We start from the raw sequence: 22,578 nt of genomic DNA, 5'->3' as shown, positions 1-22,578 counted from the left end.
CGTGACGCTCAGCTTCCCCATCTTCCCCTCCGGGGATGTCTCCAACGATGGCTGGACGATCGTTGCGGCCACCTACACGAAGGTCTGGGAGGTTCTCCAGGCCTTCGAGGACGACTGCCACGTGCGGTGCCCTTCGTACCGTGGCGGCGTCGAGGTCCGATTCCCCACTGACGTCGATGATCTCCCCGATGGGGCGATCATCGACTCGGTGTCGGTCCTCATCCGCCTGAAGAACAACGCGGGCTCCGGCTCTCGGTCGGTGTCGATCAACGTGCTGTCGACGGACAACCGCTCGCGCTACACGACGAGGACGATCACCGCCGGCAGCACGATCACCACCAAGACGGTCGCCACCTACACCAAGGATCCGCTCGGGTTCGCGTGGGACGTCGACCGCCTGAACAAGCTGCGCCTGCGCATGTTCTCGTACAACGACCTGTTCGACAGCGTGCGCATCTACGGCCTGGAAATCAAGGTCAACTACCACGTGCGGCCGACGGTGACGATCACGTCGCCGTCGGGCACGGTGACCACCCCGTCCCCCACCGTCACGTGGACGTACCAGCAGCTCGAAGGCGAACCGCAGAAGAGCGCCGAGTACAAGATCTTCACGCTGACCGATGCCTCCGCGTCGACCTTCGACCCGGTGACGGCCACCCCGGTGTTCGTCGGCACCGTCGAGGGCGAGTCCAACAACTTCATCCTGCCGACGTCGCTGAACGGGAATGACTACAAGATCTTCGTCCGGGCGAAGAGCCAGTTCGGCTGCACCTCGCCCTGGGCGTCCCGGCAGTTCACGATCAACGCCCCGTCGCCGGGCGTGCCGGGAGACAACAACGCCGGCCTGTCCGGCGTCCCCGGAATCGGCACCCCTACCGTCGTCCCTGACAACTACACGTCGTCGGCAGCGATCCGCATGCAGGACACCTCGAACCTGCTGTCGGTGCAGCAGGCCGACTTCGAGATAGCCTCCGACCCGCTGGGCTGGGTCGGCTCTAACGCCACCCTCGCGCGGGACACCCTGAACAGCTTCGGGACCGGCATCGCCTCCATGAAGATCACGGCGGTCTCCGGCGGTGACGCCTTCGCGATCACCGACAGGATCGAGGTCGTTCCCGGCCAGGCCGTCACCGTCCGATCCCAGTTCCTCGCAAACTCCACCACGAGGACCGCCACCCTGTTCGCCCGGTTCTACGACGACACCTACACCGCGCTTGCGTCGTCCACCCAGATCTCTGTGTCCGGGATGGACAGCACGGGCACATGGAACGAGCTGGTCGCCACCGGCACGATCCCCGCCGATGCGAAGTACTGCGAGGTCGTCGCCTGGATCGTCGCACCGGCCGCCGGCGAATCCCACTACATCGACCACGTCGGTCTGATGCCCGGCACCGGCACCTCCTGGTCGGACGGCGGCCACACGTCCAGGAACATGCTCACCAGCTTCCTGGCCACGGCCGACGACCCGGCCTCGGTCGTCGACTCCTGGACGCAGGCGAACTCGGCGTCGACCACCACCAGGACGAACACGTCCGGGACTGGCGCCCAGGGCCTCAAGGCCTTCCAGATGAAGTACGTGGGAGTGCCGCCCTCCATCGCCTTCCGGGCGGCCGGCGCGGTGTTCACAACGCCGACCTCGGGCACGAACTTCACACTGAACAAGCCGGCCGGCCTTCAGGACAACGACCTGATGGTCGCGTTCGTCACTTCGACCGAGTCGGGCACGATCATCCCGCCGGACGGCTGGTCGACGGTCAACACCGCGTCGATCGACGACGGCACCACCGACACCGCCCTGTGGGTCCTGAAGCGGACCGGCCTGGCCTCCGACCCTGCCTCCTGGGCGACGGGCACCGTGTCCGTGGCGTCCAGCCGACGTTCCGCAGTTGTGGTCGCGTACTCGGGGGCAGCGCACGCTGACAGCCAGTTCCTCGCCGAGTCGGTGTCGACGTCGGCCTCGGCGAACACCGTCCTCCAGACCGCGGCGGTCGCGAACACCGACCCGAACGCGTGGAGGATCTCGGCGTTTGCCGCGAACGAGACGGCGTCGGCCGGCACTTTTATCGCGAACACCACGGCGCCGACGAACCCGGCGCCGATCGCGTACGTCGGCAAGGCGTCGGCCTGGACGTCCACGAGCGACAACAGCAGCTACACCATCAACAAGCCGTCCGGCGTCCAGTCGGGCGACCTTATGCTGGCCGCGGTGTCGTTCTCCGGCAACGTGACCGCGGTGACCGCCCCGTCCGGCTGGACGCTGGTCAGGCGCACCCACGTCACCGCCCCCGGTGGTGGCGGCGACGCCCACTCTGGTGACGTCACGGTGGCGATCCTGAAGCGCACGGCCGGCTCCTCGGAGCCGAACTCGTGGACGGGCACGCAGTCCGGCTGGGGCCAGCCGAAGATCTCTCAGGCGGTCGCCTACCGGAACTGCGACACGGCCGCGAACCAGTTCATCGCGGAGAACGCGAAGACGTCCACGGACACGGCGAGCGTCGCCACACCTTCGGTGACCAACACCAACAGCAAGGCGTGGCGGATCTGCCTGTTCACCGGTACTACCCCTACCGGGAACACGTGGTCGGGCGGTGACGTGTCCGAGCGCACGGACGACTCGACGAGCCTGTCCGGATTCCCGGACGTGTCACTTCAATTCTCCGACTCGAACGGCCAGGTCTCGACAGGTTCCACGTCCCGTACGGCCACGATCCAGGGCGGCGACTCAGCCTGGACGGCGGTCGGCTGGATAGGTCTGCTGACGCCGCTGGCGTCGGCTCCGTCGCCGGGCGCGAACGAGACGGAGCGGGTCGACAACGGCAACGGTGCGTCGAGCCCTTGGCTCGGGACCGCGGTCTACGACTCGAACGGAGGGATCCCGGTCGGCACCACATCGGTGTACGGCCAGGCCTCGGGCACCACCATCCAATCGATGGCGTCGTGGATCGGCCTCATCAAGCCGGCGGCTTCCCTGGCCGGCGGCATGGTGGCCGCCCACACCAGCTCGATGATCGACATCGGGGATCTCGATCCCCGGGCGATCTGGCTGGCCAAGAACAAGGTCACGATGATGTCCTCGTTCCTCGGGTCGGTCTCGGGCACGCCGACGCTGACACTGGAGTTCTACCGCGCGAATGCCCTCATCTCGGCCGAGTCGATTCCCGGCAACGCCTTCAACACCGCGTCGTGGGTGAAGAGTTGGGGACAGTTCGACATCCCGGAGGGCACCACCCGGATCCGTCCGGTGGTCTCCGCGCTCGGCATGTCGGTTAACGACACCGTCAACTTCGACATGGTCGGCGTGATGCTGGGCGCCCTGCCGGATCCGACACAGGAACCAGCCTGGACGAACGGCACCTCTCGGGCCGAGCACCCGGTGTGGTCGACCCCGGTGATCCAGTACCAGGAGAACAACGGGAACGGCTACGGAGACTGGCTGCCGCTGCTCGGCCAGAACGTGCTGCCGTCGCAGTACGACCTCGTGACCGGCCAGATGTTCTACGTCGACCACACGATCGCTCCGCTGAACTCGCGGCGCTACCGGGTCGCCACCCTGTCGTACGGCCTCAACGGCGACGTCTTCTCGTCGGGCTACGGCCCGGCGTCGCAAGAGGTCATCTTCGAGCCGAACTCGTGGTGGCTGAAAGACCTGGAAGACCTGTCGAACAACATGCAGATCACGGTCAAGTGGACCGACATGGATGTGGCGACCTCCAACACCGCCCAGACCTTCCAGCCGCTCGGGGAGCAGTACCCGGTGGTGGTCACGGACGGCGTGAAGGCCGACACTCTGGAAATCTCGATCCACTGCGAGCAGGCGGAGTTTCCGCAGCTCATGAACCTCCTGAGGTCCGGCCGGACGCTCATCCTCCAGTCCGACATCGACAAGACGTGGTGGGTGCGCCCGGTCGGCGACATCACCTCCACGATCCTCGCGACCTCACAGCGGCAGTCCCGGCCTCGCCGGTACGTCAAGGTCACCTTCGCGGAGGTGGCGCCGGAGATCTGACAACTGAATAGGGGTGCGGCCTGTGGCCTCTCAGACCGACCGCTTCTACGCGGAAATCAAGAAGAGCCACACGGCTGTCTCCTACGTCGAGGTTGTCACTCCGGACCTGGAGGTCACCCGGCTTCAGATCACGGACGGATCGGTCGACTGCGACCGGTCCGCCCAGATCCGCCGGCACATCACGCTGAGCGCGATCGACCCCACCGGCCGCCTCACCCCCCGCACGACCGGCGAGATCCTCACCCCGTACGGCACCGAGCTGCGGGCGTTCCGCGGCGTCCGCTACACGGACGGCACCGAGGAGTACGCCCCGCTGGGCATCTTCCGACTGTCGATGTGCACGATCACGGCCGGGGTGCAGGGCACGGTCACCATCCAGCTCGAAGGCTACGACCGGTCGCGGACGATCTCCCGCGACAAGTTCATCGACCCGTACACAGTCGCCGCGGATACGAACATCCTGGACGCGATCAAGCAGATCGTGATCCGGACGTTCCCGGACGCCCAGTACGACGCCGTCGACACCGACCTGAAGACGACGGCGCCGATGCTGTTCGACTCCGGCTCGGACCCGTGGGACGCGTGCACGCAGCTCGCCCAGAGCATGGGCTGCGAGATCTACTTCGACGTCGTCGGCCGGATCGTCGTCGCGCCGCCGCCGGACATCGCCGCACTGCCGGCCCCCGACTTCTCGTACGTCGAGGGGCAGGGCTGCACGATGCTCGACCTGACCCGGGTGTTCACCGACGACCCCGGCTACAACGGTGTGATCGTGACCGGCGAGTCCGCCGGCGATGAGGCGCCGCCGGTGCGGGCCGAGGCCTGGGACATGAACCCGAGCAGCCCGACGTACCGGTACGGGCCGTATGGCGAGGTGCCGTACTTCATCACCGACGGTGTCGTGAAGACGACCGACGACGCCGCGGTCCTGGCGGCGGCGCAGCTCGCCCTTCTGATCGGCTACACGTCTCAGCTCACTCTGTCGACGCTGGTCAATCCCACGTATGAGGGCGGCGACGTCGTCCAGGTTCAGCGCCTGGACTCCGGTGTGAGCGGCCTGTACGTCCTCGATGCCTTCTCGGTGCCGCTGATGACTGGCGCGACGGGCGGCGGCGGCACGAACTACCAGACGTTGACGATGCGCGAGAGGAGGCCTACGACGTGACCACCCCGGTGGAGGTAGCCGGCGGCAGTTCCGGTTCGTCGAGCGGCACACTGTCCGGCGACCAGCAGGCGGCCGTTCAGTCCGCGATCGATCAGCAGCTCCGCGAGCTGGCCACCACGATGCAGCAGATGGTCCAGTCGGCCGTCAAGCAGGGCTTCGCCATCCGCAAGGCGGTCATCGTCTCGGTGAACGCCGCGTCGGTGCCGCCGTCGGTGCAGCTCAACATCTCTGGCGATACCGAGTCCCCTGTCGACCAGGTTCGCATGGTCAACAATTTCAACCCCCAGGTCGGGCAAACGGTCCTGCTGGCGAAGCAGGGCTCGGAGATATTCATCCTGGGCGCTATTGCCGCCTCGTCGGGTTCGGCCGTAGGTGCCGTCGATACAGGGTGGAAGCGGGCTTCGCTGGCGGCGGGTTCGCACGGCGGTAACGGCAACGGCGACGTCTATTACCGGCGGGTGCTGGACAACGGGTCGTGGAAGGTGCAGTGGCGTGGAGGCTGGAACGTCTCCGGCACCACTCTGGTCACCGGCCTGGACGACGAATACCGCCCGACTTCGAAGCGCACGCTGCTCGTTGCCCGTGACGCCAACGGGATGAATGACTGCAAGGTCGACTTCAATCCGGACGGCTCCGCAACCCTGGTCGGCGGCACGACGACGCCTCTCTCGACGGGCGGCCAGTCAACTTCCGGCGCCTCGCCGGGTGGTGGCACGTCCAGTGCTTCGACTGGCTTCGGTATCTCCGGCACTACTGGCGGCGCGAGTGCTGGCACCGCTCACACGCACGGCTTCTCCGGGTCTGGTTCGGACAGCCACTCGCACAGCATTTTCGTCGACAACCACTGGCATGGGAACGGCAGCCACTCGCACCCCGTGAACTCGCCAACGTGGATATCCCTGAACGGAATTGAGTACTTCCTGTGAGAGCCGAGGCGCCATGAGCAATGACACTCCCCCGCACGGGATTCCCCAGATGTCCAGTGACGGCTTCACGATGCTCGTCGCCGAAAGGCTGGCCCGCATCGAAACCATCCTGGAGGGCATTCGCCGCGACCGCGACGAAATGCAGAAGTACCGAGAAGACCACGAAGCCCGCATCCGAAGACTGGAGGAGCGCAAGTTTCCGCTCCCCACGATCTCCGTACTGGCGTCACTCGCAGCAGTCGTGGTGAGCCTTTACGGGATTCTAGGAAGGTAGAAAAGAAGAGATGGGGCAGGGACGACACCGCAAGCCGAATAGCAACCTGGGCAAGGTAGCCCTTGGAACCACCATCGGTCTTGGCACTGCTGTCGTCGTGCCCGCGACGTTCGCCGGTTCCGCCTCCGCCGCCACGGCGTCGGAGTGGGACCAGACTGCGCAGTGTGAATCCTCTGGGAACTGGGCCATCAACACCGGCAACGGCTACTACGGCGGCCTTCAGTTCACCCAGTCCACCTGGGCGGCCTACGGCGGCACCGCGTTCGCGGATCGCGCCGACCACGCCACCAAGGAACAGCAGATCACTGTCGCCGAACGAGTACTCCGCACTGGCTGGAACGGCAACGCAGCACAGGGACCGGGCGCATGGCCGGTCTGTGGTGTGGGGCTCAGCCAGACTCCGTACGGTGGCACCGCCACCCCGGCACCGCCCCAGGTGCCGGCCCAGCCGACACCTCAGGCGCCCCCCACAGGGGACGCTCCGGCGGTCGGATCGAAGGCGTACCTCGCCATCGAGTACGCGAAGAACCACATCAGCTCCGCCCCGTACCTGCTGGGCGGCAACGGACCCACGCGCTTCGACTGCTCGGGGCTGACCTCGCAGGCCTGGAAGGCTGCGGGCCTGGACTTCACCGACAGCGCGCGCACTTCGTACGACCAGGCTGTGCCGTCCCGTGTCGGGCCTCAGGCGACCGCCCAGAGTCTCGCCACGATCAAGCCGGGCGACCTGGTCATCTACACGTTCGGAAGCGACTACAACGGGCACGTGGCCCTCTACACCGGGAAGGTCGGCCCGAACGGTGAAGACCTGATCGACACCGCGACCCGGCACCCGGGCGGAGGCGTCAACTGGTCGTCCATCGCGACGCGCGGCGGCCAGGTGACCGGAGTGGTCCGGCCGGCGCCGTTCGTCCCGGCAGGTACCACCGGTGGTACATCCGGTGGCGGCACCACCCCGACTCCGTACCCGGAGGGCGGGAAGTACTACACGGTCAAGGCCGGCGACTACCTCGCGAAGATCGCCGACGAGCAGCACGTACGCGGCGGCTGGAAGGCCCTGTACGAGGCGAACAAGTCGGTCATCGGCTCCAACCCGAACCTGATCAAGGTCGGACAGAAGCTGCTGATCCCGAACCCCGACCCGTACGACATGTCCGGCCTGCCGACGCCGAACCACACAAGCCCCTCCGCGGTGCCCCTCCAGAAGGAGCTGAAGCGGATCGGCTACATGGCGGCCTCGGTGAAGGAGAACGCGAACTACGGCCCGCTCACGCAGGCGTCCGTCGCTCGCTTCCACAACGCCCACCCGCAGTTCAAGTCGACCGGCGTCGCCCACGACGTGCGGATCGGCCCGAAGGGCTGGGCCTACCTGCTGGCCATGAAGGACGGCTCGCCGGCGACGGCGAAGCCTTCGGTCCCGGCGACGCCGAAGCCTTCGGTCCCGGCGACGCCGAAGCCGGCGCCGGCCACGACGGACTGGGTGTCGCCTCTCGCCTCGACGAGGGTCATCCAGTCGTTCCACAACCCCGACTCCGGTTACGGGCTCGGCTACCACACCGGCGTCGACCTCCAGGCCGCGTCCGGTACCCCGGTGAAGGCCGTCCATGACGGCCTGGTCGTCGGCATCAACACCGCCGGCTCCGCCTACGGCAACCACGTCGTGATCAAGCACAGCGACGGCGTGTACACGCTGTCGGCTCACCTGTCGTCGGTCACGGTCAGCCTCGGGCAGACGGTGCACGCAGGAGACCAGATCGGCCTGTCCGGGTCGACGGGTAACAGCTCCGGTCCGCACCTCCACTTCGAGCTGCGGACCGACCCGACCGCCTACCGGGAGGGCGTCTTCTCCGACCCGGTCGCCTGGCTGGCCAGCCACGGCGTGAACATCTAGAAGGAGGTCGTCGGTGCTCGAACCCGCCGACATCGACAAGAAGCAGTTCGCCACGACCCGGCTCCGGGAGGGCTACGACCAGAACGAGGTCGACACCTTCCTGGACCGGGTCGCGGCCGACTACGCGTTCGCGCTCGGCCAGCTCTCGACGCTGGAAGCCGCGAACCAGGCACTACAGAAGAAGCTGAGCCTCCACACTTCGGAAGCTCCGACGACGGCGATACCAGCGGTCGCCCAGACGCCTTCGGCGGTCGCCGAACGCCTCCTGGCCGTCGCGCAGACGACCGCGGACCAGCACATCAGCGACGCCCAGGCGAAGGCCGATGACATCGTCCGTGAGGCCGGAGGCCGAGCGGCCAGGGCTGTCGCCGAGGCCGACGAGGCAGCGAAGACGATCCTGGAGAACGCCCAGGCGAAGGCCGAGCGGATCATCAACGACGGGTATGCGGAGCAGCGGCAGAAGCTCGATGAGGTGACTGCGAAGTACAACCAGATGACGCTGGCGGTGGACGTACTGACCCGGCAGGGTCAGCAGCTCCGTGCCGCGATCCAGCAGGCGCTGACGTCGTACGACCAGGCTGTACCGCAGTAAGCCGGTCCGGCCTTGTGGGTTTCCTACAGGGCCGGTGCGGGAGCGCGACAGCGCGTACGCACACGCTCACCCTTACTACCTGTAGTTGACCTACTACCTGTGTGGTGAGTTTCGGTAGGCTGCCGGGCTTTCAGCCGGGCCTACCACCTCAGAGACGGTTCGGTAGGCGGCCGGGCTTTCCCCGCCCCTCCGGGCTTCGCCCTGCGGGTCAGAGTGGGCGGCTTTGACGGTTAGCCGAAGTCGTCGGCGAACCCCGAAAAGCAGTCTAAAAACGTCAAAATTTCGCTGTCAATAGCGAACCTATACAAAGACGACAAATGAATAGGTGCAACCCGCATGGACATTCGTGACGAGGTCCGGGAGGCCTTGGAAGAGGTCGAGGAGATCCTCCACGGCGACGACGAACCGGCACCCGAACCGGCGGCCGACACCGGCCCCGAAGAGTTCAACCCCCCGAAGGGCTGGTCGCCCGAGACACCGCCGACCGACCCCGACGAGGAGGAGCTGCTCGGCGAAGCCTTCGGCGACCCCGACGGCAACGGCGTGTACGCCCCGCACATCGAGGGGGTCTCCGGTGAGTAACACAGCAGTCGAGGCCATGGTCGCCGCGATGGAGAAGTGCCTCGGCGCCCACGAGACCAACGGCAACAACACCAACTTCATCACCCAGTGGTACGGGCTGAACGACGCCTGGTGCGACATGACGATCACGTACGCCGCCTACCACTCCGGCAACGCCCAGGCCGTCTGCTTCGGCGGAAAGTACGCGTACACCGTCGCCCACGCCGACGCCTTCCGGGACCGCGGCCAGTGGTACACCGACATCGCCGGGATCCGCCGCGGCGACGTCGTCTTCTTCGACTGGTCGGGCTCCAACTCGATCGGCGCCATCGACCACGTCGGCCTGGTCACCGGCACCTCGGCCGACGGCCGCACGGTGTACACGATCGAGGGCAACATCGGGAACGTGTGCGCCCGCAAGGTTCGGTACGCGGACACCATCGCCGGCTACGGCCGGCCCGCCTACGTCGGCTCCCCGACATCTGAGCCAGCGCCGTCCAGCGGCCCGGTGAAGACGCCGCAGGGTTCGTTCCAGCCGTTCCCCGGCGAGGCCTTCTTCAAGAGGGGGCCCCGGTCGCCGCTCGTCGAGCGGATGGGGCAGAGGCTCGTGGCCGAAGGCTGCGGGCGGTACAGCGTCGGCCCCGGCCCTCAGTGGACCGATGCCGATCGGAACTCGTACGCCGCCTGGCAGCGCAGGTGCGGGTTCTCGGGCCAGGACGCCAACGGGTGGCCTGGCAGAACGTCGTGGGACAAGCTGCGCGTCCCTCGGTAAGGGAAAGGATCAACAAATCAACATGGTGAAGCTCTCCTCGATGGCCAAGGCCATCGTCGCCGCGATGGCGGCTGCGGCCGGCACCCTGGCCGCCGTCACCGCCGACGGCGCCGTCTCCACCGGTGACCTTGTCACCGTCGTCCTCTCGGTCCTGGGAGCCCTGGGCGTCACGTACGTCGTGCCCAACAAGAGCTGACCTAGGAGGTGATCCGATCTCGCGTCGGGTCACGCCCGACACGAAGGCCCCCCGTTTGTTCGCGCTACGGCTTAGAAACCGTACCGAACAAACGGGGGGCCTTTTTTGCGTTGCTACTGGTTCCAGACCGTGGAGGTGCCGGGGAGCTTGCCGTGGCCGGAGCAGGAGTTGCAGTTCACGCTCGGGGCGTCCGGGTTCTTGCCGGTGCCGCCGCAGGCGGGGCAGGTCATGTTCTCGACGGTGGGTACGACGGGCATAGTTCAGACCTCCGGGATGACGAGCGCCCGACCAACCATCGCGCTGTCGCAGTTCTCGCAGCGAAGGAAGTGGGTGCCGTTGATGATCATCATGTATACGTGCGGGGTTCCATGCCACCGACATTTGACGCAGGTCCGGCCCCAGATGACATCCATCGTGACCGGGGTGGCGTCCTTGTACGGGGCGGGCAGTTCAGAGGCCATCAGTACATATTGCTCCTTCGGTTGCGGGCAGGTGAGCCTGTTGCGTGATGTCCCGCCCCGGCAGGGGCGGTCCTTCCCTCGGCCTGGCCGCGCCGACTGTTGGCGGTCAGGGACGATCCGGGGCGGGACGTGGTGCCCCGGGCTCGCGCTTACGACGGGGGGCGTAGTGGCGCGGGCCCGGGAGTCTCAGGGGCGGACGAGCACGATGTAGGCGACGATGGCCATGAGTGATCCCCAGGTGAGGAGAGCGACGACGCCGCCCCAGAAGACGCCGTCACTGGTCACCTTCCAGCCTCGTAACTTCACCGGCGGCACTGCTCGATCATGCGCATCGTGGCGTCCCAGTCCTTCAGGTCTTTCTCGCTGGCCGGCCGGCAATGGTGGTCGGGGGCTGTCCAGGAATAGCCGGCGGGCCTCACGAGGGTGAGCAGCTTCCGTTCGTGGTCGACGGCTTCGACCTGCGCGATCTGGGAGCGTCCGTGGTCCCGGACGATGTCGCCGACCTTGTTCAGCACCACGTGCACCTCCTGCACTTCTGCTGTCATCACTGCGTCCTCGTGGGGGTCTTGGTGTTCGCTCTTCGCATTCAAAGCATTGCTGTGCGGCGCTACGATCAACAGGTCTGAGGCAGTGACAGATACTCATGTCACGGTGACAAACGCCCTGGTCACATGTGACAACGGGCTCTGTCACAGGGAAGGTTGAGGGGTGGCAGTACAGGAAGAGCACAACGAGCCCGACGGGATGCTGAAATTCTTCGGTGCGGAACTCCAGCGGTTAAGGCACGCACAGGGCACGTCGCAGGCCGACTTGGCGGCGGCCTGCTGCTGCACAAGGACTCTGGTCAACAAGATCGAGGCCGCGAAGCGGGCGCCGTCCAAGGACTTCGCCGATTACGCCGACCGGTTCCTCGGCGCTGACGGCCACTTCGCCCGGCTGTGGCCGCTTGTCATGAAGTACGCCTACCCGTCGTGGTTCAGGCCGTACGTCGAGTTGGAGGAGCAGGCTGCCGTCATCCGGGCCTTCGAGTCCACCGTCATACCGGGCCTGCTCCAGACAAGGGAGTACGCCCGCAGCATCCTCGCTGCTGGCCGCAGTCACGACGTCGACGGCCTGCTCGACGCCCGCATGCAGCGGCAGGCCATCCTGCAACGGCCTACACCGCCGGAACTGTGGGTCGTGATGCACGAGAACGCCCTGCGGTTGAAGATCGGCAGCGACGACGTGATGCGCGAGCAGCTCCAGCGCCTGATCGATGCTTCGGAGAAGCAGCCGTCGACTGTGATTCAGGTTGTGCCCAGGTCGGTCGGCGCACATCCGGGTATCGCCGGACCGTTCCACTCGCTAGCCTTCGCGGAGGGCAATCCGGTCGTGTACGTTGACGGCTTTCTCCGGGGTCAGCTTCTGGCTGACCCCGTGCAGGTCAGGGCCGCAGATCGGGCCTATGATCTGCTCATGGGGGCTGCCCTCGACGTTCACAACTCGGTTGACCTTATTGCCGATGTCATGAAGGAAGTAGGAACGTGATCCGCGCAAACAGCCTGCCGGAGACGGCTTGGCGCAAGAGCAGCTACAGCAGCGACAACGGCGGCACGTGCGTCGAGGTCGTCGACGGGCTGCCGATCGTCCCTGTCCGTGACTCCAAGGACAAGGAGGGGCCGGCCATCGTCTTCGGGTCCGGCGCCTGGTCCTCGTTCGTCACCTCGCTCTGACGACACAAGGAAGCCCCCCAGCCCCGGGTTCAGGTTCCCGGCGGGGGGCTTTCTGATGCTCGGCTGACGGTCTAGGCCGTCCCCGTGGTCCGCACATCGAACAGGTACTTGTCGCCGCTGCCGTCCTTGAAGTGCAGCTTGCCACCCTGGTCGTTCGGGATGACTAGTACCTCCTCACCCTGGACGTGTTCTCCGGGTTCCAGGGCGGGCGCCGTGCTGGTCAGGTCGTTGGGCACGATGTCCTGGTCGGCGATGTATCCCATCTCCGGCGTGTCGACCGCTCCGTCCTCGCCGGTCCACGATTCGCTGAACGCCGTGGCGAGTCCGGATGTCCAGCTCGACGACGGCGATCTCCTGGTTCGCGGCAAGCTCGCTGGTGACCTGGACGGATGACAGGTCGCTCTCGCTGTACTCCTTCACAGATTTCAGCGTTACGTCCGCCTTGCCGTCCGAGATCCGGGTGAGGTTGTCATCCCACCGGGAGACGGAGATATGGGCTGTCTGGCCCGGCTTCAGCGTTGCCGGCCCGGAGTGGGCCGCGGTGACAGCGTCGCCAGCGTTGTCGTTGCTGGAGCCGCAGGCGGCGGCCCCTCCGATGATGATCAGGGCCGTGCTGGCGCCTGCTATGGCTCGCTTCACTGCAAGCCTCCTACCACGGGTGCGATAGTCGCGATAACTCGTCCGCCGTTACCGGGAGTCGGCAGGTGCACGACGGAGATCTTCGCGTCGAAGACGTCGCCTTTCTGGTTGGTCATGGGGCTGCTGATGGTTGCGCCGGGCTCAATCTTGCGGACTCCGCCGGAGCGGGGCTGAAGAAGGGCGCGGAGTTCGCGGCCGATGAGCTCCTCGTCGTCCCATCCGATGGCGTCGGTGTGGTCGGCGGAGGCGATGATCCCGCGTTCGTCGAGGGCGACGATGCAGGTGTCGGCGAGCGCGTTGGTGGTGAGGGTTACCGCGGAGGCCAGGCCTGCCTGGAACACCGTGGTGATGGTGCGGGTCAGTTTCATCCTGCCGAGGGAGAGGCTGGCGGCTATTCCTACCCCTACTGTCAGGAGGGCGAGCGATCCGAGGTGCTGGTCGAGCACGTCGAATGCTCTTAGCAGAACGAGTATGAAAGAGCTGCTCCAGGCGATTATCGCTATCGCCGTGGTGACCCCATACCGATTCGCATCAGCCGTGAGGCCCGCCAGTGGATTCGTCATCCTGAATCCTCCTATCTAGCGTTTTCAACAATGCCTCTTTGTCAGCCTCTGTCAAGCCAGTGATTCTGCGGATCTGCGCTTCAACCGCCGCGCGCCGGCCGAGGTCCGCCGGCAGGGAGAGGCGTTCAACGCCTGCTTCGACTGGTTTCATGTGACCCGCGGTTACGGCCAGGCGGAGTCCGTTCACTTCAAGAATGACCGCAAGCCGCATCACGGTCTCCAGGGATGGTCGCCCCTTGCCGTTGCGCCACTTGCTCACAGCGGCCTCGCTGACGCCCAGGCTCCGGGCGATGTCGCCGCCGGAGACGTCCTTGTTGGCCAGGGTTCTGTTGAGCCACTCACTGAAGTAGTCCCGGTCCTGCTTGGTCATGATCTGTGTCCTTCCGAGGGCGTAAGGACTTGCGCGATCCCCGTTGGCGGCGGCCCTCCCGGAACCGGGTTGTCCGACTCTGACCACCGGTGGGGCTGTTTGCCCCGCTAGGTCTCTAATTGTCAACCCCCCTCCCCTGAGGTCAAGGGTTGCGGGCCTGTCAATTTATGTTTCGGCCTCAACTCCCCATCGCCCCAAGGGTTACCAGGTAGTAGAGATTGTTCTGACGGTTACTCCGCCGGTGGGGCGCTACTCGAAGGTAAGAAGATCTTGGACTAATTCTTACTCTGGGGGTTGAAATCCGGTTGAGTCCGGCGCATGCTCTTAACCAGAGCGAAACGGTGCAAACCGGGCGATAACCCGAACCGCCCCGTCAAGCTCCGGAGGTCATGTGGAAGCCTCGACCGGTACCTCGCACGGCCGGTAGCCCGCCCAGCGGGCGAACCAAAATAGTCCACCGACAGGGCACCGACCCTCGCCGCTGCTGGCCCACCCCCTAGGAGGAGTGGAGGCAGGGGCCGTCCCGCGAGGGGCGCTCAAGAAAACGGCAGCAAGCGGGAGTAGCGCGCCCCCCGGAGGCAACGCGTGAACGTCCGAAGCGAAAGAACAACTTGAGGTTGAATCGGACGCAGCCATGACCCAGCCCTACAGGGGCGGAGAGCGCGATGGGTTCGACTTCACTCTTGCCTCCGCCCCTCGCCGGCGCGGGACTCGTTTCCCACCCTGCGAGGGGCGGCACCAACTTCTGCGGGTCTCGGCCCGCGACCAATGAAGCGCTGCCGCCTCATCCTGGCGTTCCGCGCCTCAATCTCCGCCTGAAGGCCGAGGTAACGCTCGGTTGTCTCTTGATTCTTGTGACCGAGGAACACCATGGTTTCCCTCAACGCATGGTCGTGGGAGATCTCCTCGCGAAGGCGGTCAAAGTAAATCCGGGCCACCGAGCGCCGGATTGTGTGCCAGGCTTCACCCTTTTCCAAAACTATCCCGAGGGTGGCCAGCAAGTCCTTCAACCTGGGCGAACACCAGTCATACGTACCCTTCCTCGAAGGGTCCGGAACGTAATAGATATGCCCGGTCCCAGGTGTATTTCTCCTCTCCCACGCAGGGAAGAGATAAGTCATTTCCGACGGCGCCCTTCCAGTCTCTCTGGAGTACCAGGAAAGGTAGCGCCGCAGCTCCTCCTCAAGGTCCAAAGTGAGAGGGAGTGGGTGATACCTATTCGTCTTCTGGACGACGACATAGATATCCCCGGTATCGAAGTCGACGTCCGAGACTTTCAGTTTCAAGATGTCCGATATTCGCAAGGCTGTGGAGATCGCCACCGCGATCATCGCCCGCATGATCGGATGCTCCGCCCGCTCGATGAGGGAGATCAGCTCGTCCTCGGTGAGGCGCGTCGGCGCTATCTCGCGCGGATGGCCTCGCTCCCGGAACGGGGCGGTCGGGCAGCGAACTTCCTTCTTGATCCAGCCCGCCCAGCGGCCGTACCGGAACAACGCGTTGATCGCTGACCGGTAGGACGTGCCGGTTGTCTTTTCGCGGCCGATCAGGATCCCGTCGCCCCCGTAGAGGAAGTCCCAGAGGTCGTCCTCGGTGATCCCGGCGAACTGCCGGCCGGTGTAGCGCCGGACCAACTTGTTGTTGACCTGCCGGTACTGCTTGATCGTCCCGTCCGGGACACCCCAGCTCCGCTGGGCTCTGATGAAGTCGATCACTGCTTCGTGCAGTGACGGATGAGTGGTTCGTTTGGTGGCCATGATCCTCGTACCTCACAGCCGCACCCCAGCCATACGGACAAAAGGCGCGACCATCACTTAAGGCCCCTGAACTGCCACAATACGCCCCCGATCAGGGCGAATACGACTTCTTCCTCTACGGCTCCGCCGCCGCGCTCGTGTTCAACAAGCTCTTCTTCCCCGAGTCCGACCCGCTCGTCGGCACCCTGCTCTCCTTCCTCACCTACGCGGTCGGCTTCGCCGCGCGACCGCTGGGCGCACTGGTCTTCGGCCACTACGGCGACCGGCTGGGGCGCAAGAAGCTGCTGGTGATCAGCCTCCTGATGATGGGCGGCGCGACCTTCGCGATCGGTCTGCTGCCCACGCACGCCACGGTCGGAACGGCCGCCCCGGTCCTGCTGACCGTGCTCCGCCTCGTCCAGGGCTTCGCGCTCGGCGGCGAGTGGGGCGGCGCCGTCCTGCTCGTCTCCGAGCACGGCGACGCGAACCGGCGCGGCTTCTGGGCCTCGTGGCCGCAGACCGGCGCGCCCGCCGGCCAACTGCTCGCGACCGGTGTGCTGTCGGCGCTCACCGCGCTCATCTCGGACGCCGCGTTCACCTCCTGGGGCTGGCGCGTCCCCTTCCTGCTCTCCGGTGTCCTCGTGATGGTCGGCCTGTGGATCCGGCTCTCCGTCGACGAGTCGCCCGTGTTCAAGCAGGCGCTGGCCCGCGCCGAGGAGCGCAAGGCCACCGAGAGCGGCACGGTGGAGAAGATGCCGCTCGTCGCCGTGCTCCGCCACCACTGGCGCGACGTCCTCGTCGCGATCGGCGCCCGCATGGCCGAGAACATCAGCTACTACGTCATCACCGCCTTCGTCCTCGTCTACGCGACGCTGGAGGCCGGGGTCTCCAAGCAGACCGCGCTGAACGCCGTCCTCATCGCCTCCGTCGTGCACTTCGCCGTCATCCCCCTGTGGGGCGCCCTCTCCGACCGCGTCGGCCGCCGCCCCGTGTACCTGCTCGGGGCCGCCGGTGTCGGCCTGTGGATCTTCCCGTTCTTCGCGCTCATCGACGCCGGCGGCTTCGGCAAGCTGCTGCTCGCCATCACCGTCGGCCTGATCCTGCACGGCGCCATGTACGCCCCGCAGGCGGCCTTCTTCTCCGAGATGTTCGCGACGCGGATGCGGTACTCGGGGGCGTCGATCGGTGCCCAGTTCGCCTCCGTGGCGGCGGGCGCACCCGCCCCGCTCATCGCGACGGCTCTGCTGTCCGAGTACGGCGACGCCACGATGATCTGCCTGTACGTGATCGCCGCCGCGCTCCTCACCCTGATCGCGGTCGGCGTCGCCCAGGAGACCCGCCACCGCGACCTCGCCGCCGTCGGCACCGAGGAGGACGCGGCCCCCGCCCCCGCGGACCGGCCGGCCGACGCGCACCAGGTCTGACGCCCGCCGTCCCACCCGCGCACGGCCCGCATCCGGCCTCTCGACCCCCGTACGCCGCCCGGCGTGCGGGGGTCACCGTATGGGCAGCGAGGAACCGGCCAGGCGGTGCAGTCTCAGGGCGAGCTGGATCTCCAGGGCCCGGGCCGGGGCCTGCCAGTCGGGGCCGAGGAGGCGGCCTATCCGCTCCAGGCGCTGCGCCACCGTGTTCACGTGGACGTGGAGGGCGTCCTTGGTGCGGGCCGGGCTCATCCCCGAGTCGAAGTACGCGTCCAGGGTCCGCACGAGGTCGGTCCCTCTGCGCGCGTCGTAGTCCACGACCTCGCCGACCGTGCGGGCGACGAACCCGGCGATGTCCCGGCTGTCGGACAGCAGCAGCCCGAGGAAGCCGAAGTCCTCGGCCGCCGCGCCCTCCCCCGCCCGGCCGAGCAGCCGCAGCGCGTCCAGGCAGCGCCGCGCCTCGGTGTGGGCGGCAGCCGCGCGCTCGGACCGTCCGGCCAGGCCCGTGACCGGGGCGGACGCGCCGACCGTGACCTTCTCGTGGATCGCCTCGGACAGGCGCCCGGCGACCTGCGCGGCGATCGCGGAGGCCGTGCCCGAGCCGAGCGGCAGGAGCAGCACGGCCTGGCCGTCCCGCGCGGCGGCGAGACCGTGCCGGGTGGCCGCGACGTGGTCGGCGGCGGACCAGAGGCGCCGGCGGGTCTCGGCTTCCTCCTCCGCGTCGGCGGCCGTGGCCTCGATGCGGGCCACGAGCACCACGTGGGTGGCGTCCAGGTCGGCGTGCAGCCGGGCGGCCCGCTCCCGGAGCAGGCGCGGATCGCGGTCACGCGCGTCCAGGAGGTCGTCGAGGAGCTCGCCGCGGACGCGCTGCTCGGCCTCGGAGGCGGAGCGCCGGGCGAGCAGCAGCAGCGAGGTGACCAGGGCGGCGCGCTCCAGGGTGCGCTGGTCGACGGGGTCGAGGCCCGGGTGCCCCCGCAGCACGAGGGCGCCGAGCAGCTCCCCGCCGGCCGCGACGGCGGCGACCCAGTCGGCGCCGCGGCGCACGGCGTGGCCCTCGGCGCGGGAGGCCTCCAGCGCGTCGCCCGGCGCGTCCTCGACGTCGGCGAACTCCACGGTGCCGTCGAGGACCTCGGACACGGCGGCGGCCACGTCGTGCACACCGCCGCCGCGCAGCACCAGCTCGCCGAGCCGGTCGTGGACCTCCGAGGCGCGCTCGACGACGGCGCTGCCGGCCCGGATGATCTCGTTGGCCCGCTCCAGCTCGGCGAGCGCCTGGCGGGTCTCCGTGAGCAGGTTCGCGGTGTCGATGGCCGCGGCGGCGAGCGCCGCGAACGAGCCGAGCAGCGCGATCTGCTCCCGCTCGAAGACGCGGGCCCGCCGGTCGGCGGCGAAGAGCACGCCGATGACCTGTGGCCCGAGCATCAGCGGCACGCCCAGGATGGCCACGAGCCCCTCGTCGCCGACGCCCGCGTCGATCGTGCGGGTGTGCTGGAAGCGCACGTCCTGGGAGTAGTCGTCGGTGACGTACGGGCGGGCGGTCTGGGCGACGAGGCCGCCGAGCCCCTCGCCCATGCCGAGCCGCAGCTGCTGGAAGCGGGCCGCCACCGAGCCCTCGGTGACCCGCATGTACGTGTCGCCGCGGGCCGGGTCGTTGAGCGTCAGATAGGCGACGTCCGTGCCGAGCAGGGAGCGGGCGCGCTGCACGATGGCCTGCAGCACCGAGTCGAGGTCACGCAGTCCCGCCAGGTCGTGCGCGGTCTCGAACAGGGCGGACAGCTCGGCCTCGCGGCGCCTTCTGCCCTCCATCTCCGCGCGCACGGTCAGCGCGAGGAGCTTGGCCCGCTCCAGCGCGGCGGTCCGCTCGGGGGCGGCGCCCTCGGCGCGTGCGAGCAGCGCCGGCTGCTCGTAGGCGTCGGCGGAGGCGCCCCTGGCGAGGAGCTCCAGGAACGGGGCCTCCGCGTCGGTGGTGGTCACCGGGGTGGAGGCCGGGGCTGGGTGCGGTCGGTGGTGCGACATGCTCAACAGGATTACCCGCCGTACGGCCGGCGCCGCCAGCCCTGTGGACAACTCTGGACGGCACAGAATTCCGCTCGCTCGTCCGAGTGAGCGGGCGGTGAGCGGGCCTGTGGACGAGGTGGGTCAGTGGGCGGTCCAGCCCCCGTCGAGGACGAGGGAGGCGCCGGTCATGAACGAGGCGGCGGGCGAGCACAGGTACGCCACGGCCTCGGCGACCTCGGCGGGTTCGATGAGCCGCTTCAGCGCGCTGTCCCGCAGCATGATCTCGCTCAGCACCCGCTCCTCGGGGATGCCGTGCGCGGCGGCCTGGTCGGCGATCTGCCGCTCGACGAGCGGAGTGCGCACATAACCGGGGTTCACGCAGTTCGAGGTCACGCCGTGCGGGGCGCCTTCCAGCGCCGCGGTCTTCGACAGGCCCTCCAGTCCGTGCTTCGCGGCGACGTACGCGGACTTGAACGCGGAGGCCCGCAGTCCGTGCACGGACGACACGTTCACGATCCGGCCCCAGCCCTGCTCGTACATGTGCGGGAGCGCGCCGCGCAGGAGCCGGAACGGGGCCTCCAGCATCACGGTCAGGACGGTGTGGAAGACGTCCGGGGGGAACTCCTCGATGGGGCGCACCAGCTGGAGTCCGGCGTTGTTGACGAGGATGTCGCAGCCGGCCGCCGCGGCCTCGGCGGCGTCGAGGTCAGTGAGGTCGAGGACGACCGGTTCGACGCCGTCGGTCTCCTCGGCCAGGGCCGCCAGTCCCTCCGGGTCCCGGTCGACGGCTCTGACTTTGGCGCCCGCCGCGGCGAGCCGCTGCGCGCAGGCCCGTCCGATGCCCCCGGCGGCGCCGGTGACGAGTGCGGTACGGCCGCCGAGGTCGAGGGGTGCGGCGTGGGCTGCGGCAAGGGGGGTGCGCGGGGTCATGCTCCGCACATTAGGCAGCCGCTCCCCGCCGCCCGATGTGGTGAGCACCCATACTTCAGCGCCCGGACATGGTCTCGAACCATGTCGGCCCGTCCGACTGGGCCTGCTTGATGCGGAACAGGGCGAACTCCTGCAGCGGGGGCAGCGCGTCGAGGGCGAACCAGCCGACGTCGAGGGACTCGTCGTCGTTGACCCGCGCCTCGCCGCCGGTGGCCCGGCAGCGGAACGTCGTGTCCATGAACTGGCAGGTGTCGCCGTTCGGATACGTGACCGGGGGCAGGGCCTGGACGAGCACGACCCGCTCGACGACGCACTCGACGCCCGTCTCCTCGTACACCTCGCGCACGGCGACGTCCGCGGGCTGCTCGCCCGGCTCGGGGATGCCGCCGATGATCGACCACTTGCCGGTGTCCGCGCGCCGGCCGAGCAGGACGCGGCCCTCGTCGTCGAAGACGATCGCGCTGACTCCCGGCAGGAGGAGCAGCTGGTGGCCCGCGGTGGCCCGGATGGTGCGGATGAACTCAGGAGTAGCCATGCCCGCGAGCCTAACCGGGCCGCCGCCCCGTCCTGACGCGCCGCCGCGTCAGGCCCGCGTGCGGCGAGCGCTGCGCGAGCGCGTCACGGCCCAGCCCAGACCGCCCGCGCCGATCGCGACGAGCAGCACCTCGGGCCAGACCCCCGCGCGCGTGGCGAGCGTCTTGCCGGTGCGCCGGGGCACGTCGGCGATCAGGGTGTCGGGCTCGAACATGCCGGTGCGCTGGGCGATCGACCCGTCGGGCCGGATGACGGCGCTGACCCCGCTGGTGACCGGCACCATCACGGCCCGGCCGTGCTCGACGGCGCGCACCCGGTCCATCGCGAGCTGCTGGTACGTCATCTGGCTGAGCTCGAACGTGGCGTTGTTGCTCGGCACGGAGAGGATCTCGGCGCCCGCGTCGACCTGGTCGCGCACGACGTCGTCGAAGGCGGCCTCGTAGCAGGTGATGTTGCCGATCTTCGTGCCGTTCATGTCGAAGGCGACGGCCTTCTCGCCGGGCACGAAGTTCCCGGCGCGGTCCACGTCCTTGCTGAAGATCCGGAAGAAGCTCCGGTACGGCATGTACTCGCCGAACGGCTGCAGGTGCCGCTTGTCGTAGGTGGCGCCGGGGCCCTTCTCCGGGTCCCACAGGATGAGCCGGTTGCGGACCGAACCGTCCTTCGCCGTGACGACCGCGCCCACGGAGATCGGCGCGCCGACCGCCTCGGCGGCCTTGCTGATCTCGTCGTAGGCGTCCATGTTCACGTACGGGTCGATGTCGGAGGAGTTCTCGGGCCAGAGCACCAGGTCGGGGCGCTTCGTCTCGCCCTTCTTGACGCGCTCGGCGAGCTTCATGGTCTCGCGCACGTGGTAGTCGAGCACGGCACGCCGCTGGGCGTTGAAGTCGAGGCCCATGCGGGGCACGTTGCCCTGGATGAGCGCCACGCGCGCGGTGCCGGCCTCGGCGCCGGTCGGGACGAAGGGCAGCATGACGGCTCCGGCGACGACCGGGGCGACGGTGAAGGCGGCTGCCGCGACGACCCCGCCGTCGCGCAGCACCCGGGCGCGGTCCCGGCCGCGGAGGGCCTTGAGGCGCAGGGCGAGCGCGCCGAGCCCGAAGCCGCTGAGGACGACCGCGAAGCCGAGCAGCGGGGTGCCGCCGAGCGAGGCGAGCGGCAGGAACACGCCACTCGGCTGCCCGAACGCGACCTTGCCCCACGGGAAACCGCCGAAGGGGAAGCGGGCGCGCAGCGCCTCGTCCGCGATCCACACGCCGCTCGCCCACAGGGGCCAGAGCGGCAGCCGGGAGACGTACGCGATCCCGAGCCCCGCCAGGGAGAGGACCAGCGCCTCGGCCAGGGCGAGCGCGAGCCACGGCAGCGGGCCGACGTCGACGCCGGTCCACGACAGCAAGGGCACCAGATAGGCGAGACCGAACACCAGGCCGAGGCCGAAACCCGCCCTCATGCGCCGCCCGTACACGGCCATCCCGAACAGCGCGAACGCGAGCGGCGCCAGCCACGGCAGCTCGCGCGGCGGGAAGCTCAGGTACAGCAGCAGTCCGGCGACGGCCGCGAGGCCGACGGGCGCGAACCGTCGCAGGTGGGAGCGGCGGGCGGGCGTCTGCTCGGGCTCGTCCGACGGGGCGACGGGAGGTGCGGTGGCGGTCACGCGGGGAGTCTACGGCGCGGGGCCCGCCGCGGAACATGCCGGGCGAGGCGGCGACCCGGGTCCCGGCAGGTCGCGCGTGTGACCGTGCCGCAACGTTCCTGCGCAAGGCGGGCCCAATCCGTCGCGTCAGCCGTTACCGTGTGCCCGGGTTCCCCGCGAACGACCGGATCCGGCCAT

Annotated in this window: 24 protein-coding genes; 13 read left to right on the top strand and 11 right to left on the bottom strand. The window is 68.1% G+C overall.

Going from position 1 to position 22,578, the window contains the following annotated elements; translation table 11 throughout:
- Position 1: 1 nt before the first annotated feature.
- The 9 genes from ACZ4E1_RS30405 (at position 2) to ACZ4E1_RS30365 (ending at position 10,383) form a co-directional block, all read left to right on the top strand.
- On the top strand, positions 2-4,006 hold the full coding sequence (locus ACZ4E1_RS30405; RefSeq protein ID WP_467545502.1) for a hypothetical protein: 4,005 nt from the start codon (positions 2-4) through the stop codon (positions 4,004-4,006).
- A 22-nt stretch (positions 4,007-4,028) separates the two neighbouring features.
- Positions 4,029-5,171 (top strand): DUF5047 domain-containing protein, encoded by a 1,143-nt coding sequence (locus ACZ4E1_RS30400; protein ID WP_467545500.1) that lies wholly within the window; start codon positions 4,029-4,031, stop codon positions 5,169-5,171.
- Entirely contained in the window at positions 5,168-6,097 is a 930-nt protein-coding gene (locus tag ACZ4E1_RS30395) for a hypothetical protein (RefSeq protein ID WP_467545498.1), read from the top strand. Before ACZ4E1_RS30400 ends, ACZ4E1_RS30395 begins: the two co-directional genes overlap by 4 nt.
- Before the next feature lie 13 nt (positions 6,098-6,110).
- Positions 6,111-6,371, top strand: coding sequence for a hypothetical protein (locus tag ACZ4E1_RS30390; protein WP_467545496.1), 261 nt, complete (start codon positions 6,111-6,113; stop codon positions 6,369-6,371).
- Between the two features lie 10 nt (positions 6,372-6,381).
- Positions 6,382-8,262, top strand: a complete 1,881-nt coding sequence (locus ACZ4E1_RS30385; protein ID WP_467545495.1) for a transglycosylase family protein — start codon at positions 6,382-6,384, stop codon at positions 8,260-8,262.
- Between the two features lie 13 nt (positions 8,263-8,275).
- Positions 8,276-8,854, top strand: coding sequence for a DivIVA domain-containing protein (locus tag ACZ4E1_RS30380; RefSeq protein ID WP_467545493.1), 579 nt, complete (start codon positions 8,276-8,278; stop codon positions 8,852-8,854).
- Positions 8,855-9,190: 336 nt separating this feature from the next.
- Positions 9,191-9,436 (top strand): hypothetical protein, encoded by a 246-nt coding sequence (locus ACZ4E1_RS30375; RefSeq protein WP_467545490.1) that lies wholly within the window; start codon positions 9,191-9,193, stop codon positions 9,434-9,436.
- Positions 9,429-10,187 (top strand): peptidoglycan-binding protein, encoded by a 759-nt coding sequence (locus tag ACZ4E1_RS30370; protein ID WP_467545487.1) that lies wholly within the window; start codon positions 9,429-9,431, stop codon positions 10,185-10,187. The genes ACZ4E1_RS30375 and ACZ4E1_RS30370 overlap by 8 nt, the downstream gene beginning before the upstream one ends.
- A gap of 22 nt (positions 10,188-10,209) precedes the next feature.
- Complete coding sequence (locus ACZ4E1_RS30365) at positions 10,210-10,383, top strand: hypothetical protein (RefSeq protein WP_467545486.1); 174 nt, start codon at positions 10,210-10,212, stop codon at positions 10,381-10,383.
- A 113-nt stretch (positions 10,384-10,496) separates the two neighbouring features.
- Here the strand turns inward: ACZ4E1_RS30365 and ACZ4E1_RS30360 are convergent, their stop codons facing one another.
- The 3 genes from ACZ4E1_RS30360 to ACZ4E1_RS30350 all read right to left on the bottom strand — a co-directional run bounded on the left by ACZ4E1_RS30360 (position 10,497) and on the right by ACZ4E1_RS30350 (position 11,389).
- On the bottom strand, positions 10,497-10,640 hold the full coding sequence (locus ACZ4E1_RS30360; protein WP_467545483.1) for a hypothetical protein: 144 nt from the start codon (positions 10,638-10,640) through the stop codon (positions 10,497-10,499).
- Between the two features lie 3 nt (positions 10,641-10,643).
- Positions 10,644-10,844, bottom strand: a complete 201-nt coding sequence (locus ACZ4E1_RS30355; RefSeq protein ID WP_467545481.1) for a hypothetical protein — start codon at positions 10,842-10,844, stop codon at positions 10,644-10,646.
- 302 nt (positions 10,845-11,146) lie between these two features.
- A complete protein-coding gene (locus ACZ4E1_RS30350) occupies positions 11,147-11,389 on the bottom strand; it encodes a hypothetical protein (protein WP_467545480.1) in 243 nt (80 codons plus the stop codon).
- Positions 11,390-11,552: 163 nt separating this feature from the next.
- Here ACZ4E1_RS30350 and ACZ4E1_RS30345 point away from each other — a divergent pair, with 163 nt between their 5' ends.
- Both ACZ4E1_RS30345 and ACZ4E1_RS30340 read left to right on the top strand, forming a co-directional pair.
- The gene (locus ACZ4E1_RS30345) at positions 11,553-12,371 is read left to right on the top strand and encodes a helix-turn-helix domain-containing protein (protein WP_467545479.1); all 819 of its coding nucleotides are present in this window, start codon (positions 11,553-11,555) and stop codon (positions 12,369-12,371) included.
- The gene (locus ACZ4E1_RS30340) at positions 12,368-12,556 is read left to right on the top strand and encodes a DUF397 domain-containing protein (protein ID WP_467545476.1); all 189 of its coding nucleotides are present in this window, start codon (positions 12,368-12,370) and stop codon (positions 12,554-12,556) included. Before ACZ4E1_RS30345 ends, ACZ4E1_RS30340 begins: the two co-directional genes overlap by 4 nt.
- Positions 12,557-12,627: 71 nt before the next feature.
- Here the strand turns inward: ACZ4E1_RS30340 and ACZ4E1_RS30335 are convergent, their stop codons facing one another.
- Positions 12,628-12,819 carry a hypothetical protein gene (locus ACZ4E1_RS30335; RefSeq protein WP_467545475.1) on the bottom strand — a complete coding sequence of 64 codons (192 nt, stop codon included), beginning with the start codon at positions 12,817-12,819 and terminating at the stop codon, positions 12,628-12,630.
- Positions 12,820-12,826: 7 nt separating this feature from the next.
- Between ACZ4E1_RS30335 and ACZ4E1_RS30330 the strand changes: the two genes are divergently transcribed.
- Positions 12,827-12,949 (top strand): hypothetical protein, encoded by a 123-nt coding sequence (locus ACZ4E1_RS30330; protein ID WP_467545473.1) that lies wholly within the window; start codon positions 12,827-12,829, stop codon positions 12,947-12,949.
- Positions 12,950-13,191: 242 nt separating this feature from the next.
- Here ACZ4E1_RS30330 and ACZ4E1_RS30325 read toward each other — a convergent pair whose 3' ends face one another.
- The 3 genes from ACZ4E1_RS30325 to ACZ4E1_RS30315 all read right to left on the bottom strand — a co-directional run bounded on the left by ACZ4E1_RS30325 (position 13,192) and on the right by ACZ4E1_RS30315 (position 15,885).
- On the bottom strand, positions 13,192-13,758 hold the full coding sequence (locus tag ACZ4E1_RS30325) for a hypothetical protein (protein WP_467545471.1): 567 nt from the start codon (positions 13,756-13,758) through the stop codon (positions 13,192-13,194).
- On the bottom strand, positions 13,727-14,128 hold the full coding sequence (locus ACZ4E1_RS30320) for a helix-turn-helix domain-containing protein (protein WP_467545468.1): 402 nt from the start codon (positions 14,126-14,128) through the stop codon (positions 13,727-13,729). The genes ACZ4E1_RS30325 and ACZ4E1_RS30320 overlap by 32 nt, the downstream gene beginning before the upstream one ends.
- Positions 14,129-14,805: 677 nt before the next feature.
- A complete protein-coding gene (locus ACZ4E1_RS30315) occupies positions 14,806-15,885 on the bottom strand; it encodes a tyrosine-type recombinase/integrase (RefSeq protein WP_467545465.1) in 1,080 nt (359 codons plus the stop codon).
- 71 nt (positions 15,886-15,956) lie between these two features.
- On the opposite strand from ACZ4E1_RS30315, the gene ACZ4E1_RS30310 reads away from it, so the two are divergent.
- Positions 15,957-17,288 (top strand): MFS transporter, encoded by a 1,332-nt coding sequence (locus ACZ4E1_RS30310; protein ID WP_467545794.1) that lies wholly within the window; start codon positions 15,957-15,959, stop codon positions 17,286-17,288.
- A gap of 72 nt (positions 17,289-17,360) precedes the next feature.
- Here ACZ4E1_RS30310 and ACZ4E1_RS30305 read toward each other — a convergent pair whose 3' ends face one another.
- The 4 genes from ACZ4E1_RS30305 to lnt form a co-directional block, all read right to left on the bottom strand.
- The gene (locus ACZ4E1_RS30305; RefSeq protein WP_467545462.1) at positions 17,361-19,301 is read right to left on the bottom strand and encodes a helix-turn-helix domain-containing protein; all 1,941 of its coding nucleotides are present in this window, start codon (positions 19,299-19,301) and stop codon (positions 17,361-17,363) included.
- A 123-nt stretch (positions 19,302-19,424) separates the two neighbouring features.
- Positions 19,425-20,213, bottom strand: coding sequence for a 3-hydroxybutyrate dehydrogenase (locus ACZ4E1_RS30300; protein WP_467545459.1), 789 nt, complete (start codon positions 20,211-20,213; stop codon positions 19,425-19,427).
- A 55-nt stretch (positions 20,214-20,268) separates the two neighbouring features.
- A complete protein-coding gene (locus tag ACZ4E1_RS30295; protein WP_188340434.1) occupies positions 20,269-20,748 on the bottom strand; it encodes an NUDIX hydrolase in 480 nt (159 codons plus the stop codon).
- Positions 20,749-20,796: 48 nt separating this feature from the next.
- Positions 20,797-22,401, bottom strand: coding sequence for an apolipoprotein N-acyltransferase (gene lnt, locus ACZ4E1_RS30290; protein ID WP_467545457.1), 1,605 nt, complete (start codon positions 22,399-22,401; stop codon positions 20,797-20,799).
- Positions 22,402-22,578: the final 177 nt, after the last annotated feature.

Source organism: Streptomyces sp. NPDC025806 (assembly GCF_055558275.1).
This window is presented reverse-complemented; position numbering and strand designations above follow the sequence as displayed.

What these genes read in the sequence shown, in the direction of transcription:
- ACZ4E1_RS30390 (WP_467545496.1), top strand. Translation starts at nt 6,111, where the DNA reads ATGAGCAATGACACTCCCCCGCACGGGATTCCCCAGATGTCCAGTGAC.
- ACZ4E1_RS30385 (WP_467545495.1), top strand. Translation starts at nt 6,382, where the DNA reads ATGGGGCAGGGACGACACCGCAAGCCGAATAGCAACCTGGGCAAGGTA.
- ACZ4E1_RS30375 (WP_467545490.1), top strand. Translation starts at nt 9,191, where the DNA reads ATGGACATTCGTGACGAGGTCCGGGAGGCCTTGGAAGAGGTCGAGGAG.
- ACZ4E1_RS30365 (WP_467545486.1), top strand. Translation starts at nt 10,210, where the DNA reads ATGGTGAAGCTCTCCTCGATGGCCAAGGCCATCGTCGCCGCGATGGCG.
- ACZ4E1_RS30360 (WP_467545483.1), bottom strand. Translation starts at nt 10,640, where the DNA reads ATGCCCGTCGTACCCACCGTCGAGAACATGACCTGCCCCGCCTGCGGC.
- ACZ4E1_RS30355 (WP_467545481.1), bottom strand. Translation starts at nt 10,844, where the DNA reads ATGGCCTCTGAACTGCCCGCCCCGTACAAGGACGCCACCCCGGTCACG.
- ACZ4E1_RS30350 (WP_467545480.1), bottom strand. Translation starts at nt 11,389, where the DNA reads ATGACAGCAGAAGTGCAGGAGGTGCACGTGGTGCTGAACAAGGTCGGC.
- ACZ4E1_RS30335 (WP_467545475.1), bottom strand. Translation starts at nt 12,819, where the DNA reads ATGGGATACATCGCCGACCAGGACATCGTGCCCAACGACCTGACCAGC.
- ACZ4E1_RS30325 (WP_467545471.1), bottom strand. Translation starts at nt 13,758, where the DNA reads ATGACGAATCCACTGGCGGGCCTCACGGCTGATGCGAATCGGTATGGG.
- ACZ4E1_RS30320 (WP_467545468.1), bottom strand. Translation starts at nt 14,128, where the DNA reads ATGACCAAGCAGGACCGGGACTACTTCAGTGAGTGGCTCAACAGAACC.
- ACZ4E1_RS30315 (WP_467545465.1), bottom strand. Translation starts at nt 15,885, where the DNA reads ATGGCCACCAAACGAACCACTCATCCGTCACTGCACGAAGCAGTGATC.
- ACZ4E1_RS30305 (WP_467545462.1), bottom strand. Translation starts at nt 19,301, where the DNA reads ATGTCGCACCACCGACCGCACCCAGCCCCGGCCTCCACCCCGGTGACC.
- ACZ4E1_RS30300 (WP_467545459.1), bottom strand. Translation starts at nt 20,213, where the DNA reads ATGACCCCGCGCACCCCCCTTGCCGCAGCCCACGCCGCACCCCTCGAC.
- ACZ4E1_RS30295 (WP_188340434.1), bottom strand. Translation starts at nt 20,748, where the DNA reads ATGGCTACTCCTGAGTTCATCCGCACCATCCGGGCCACCGCGGGCCAC.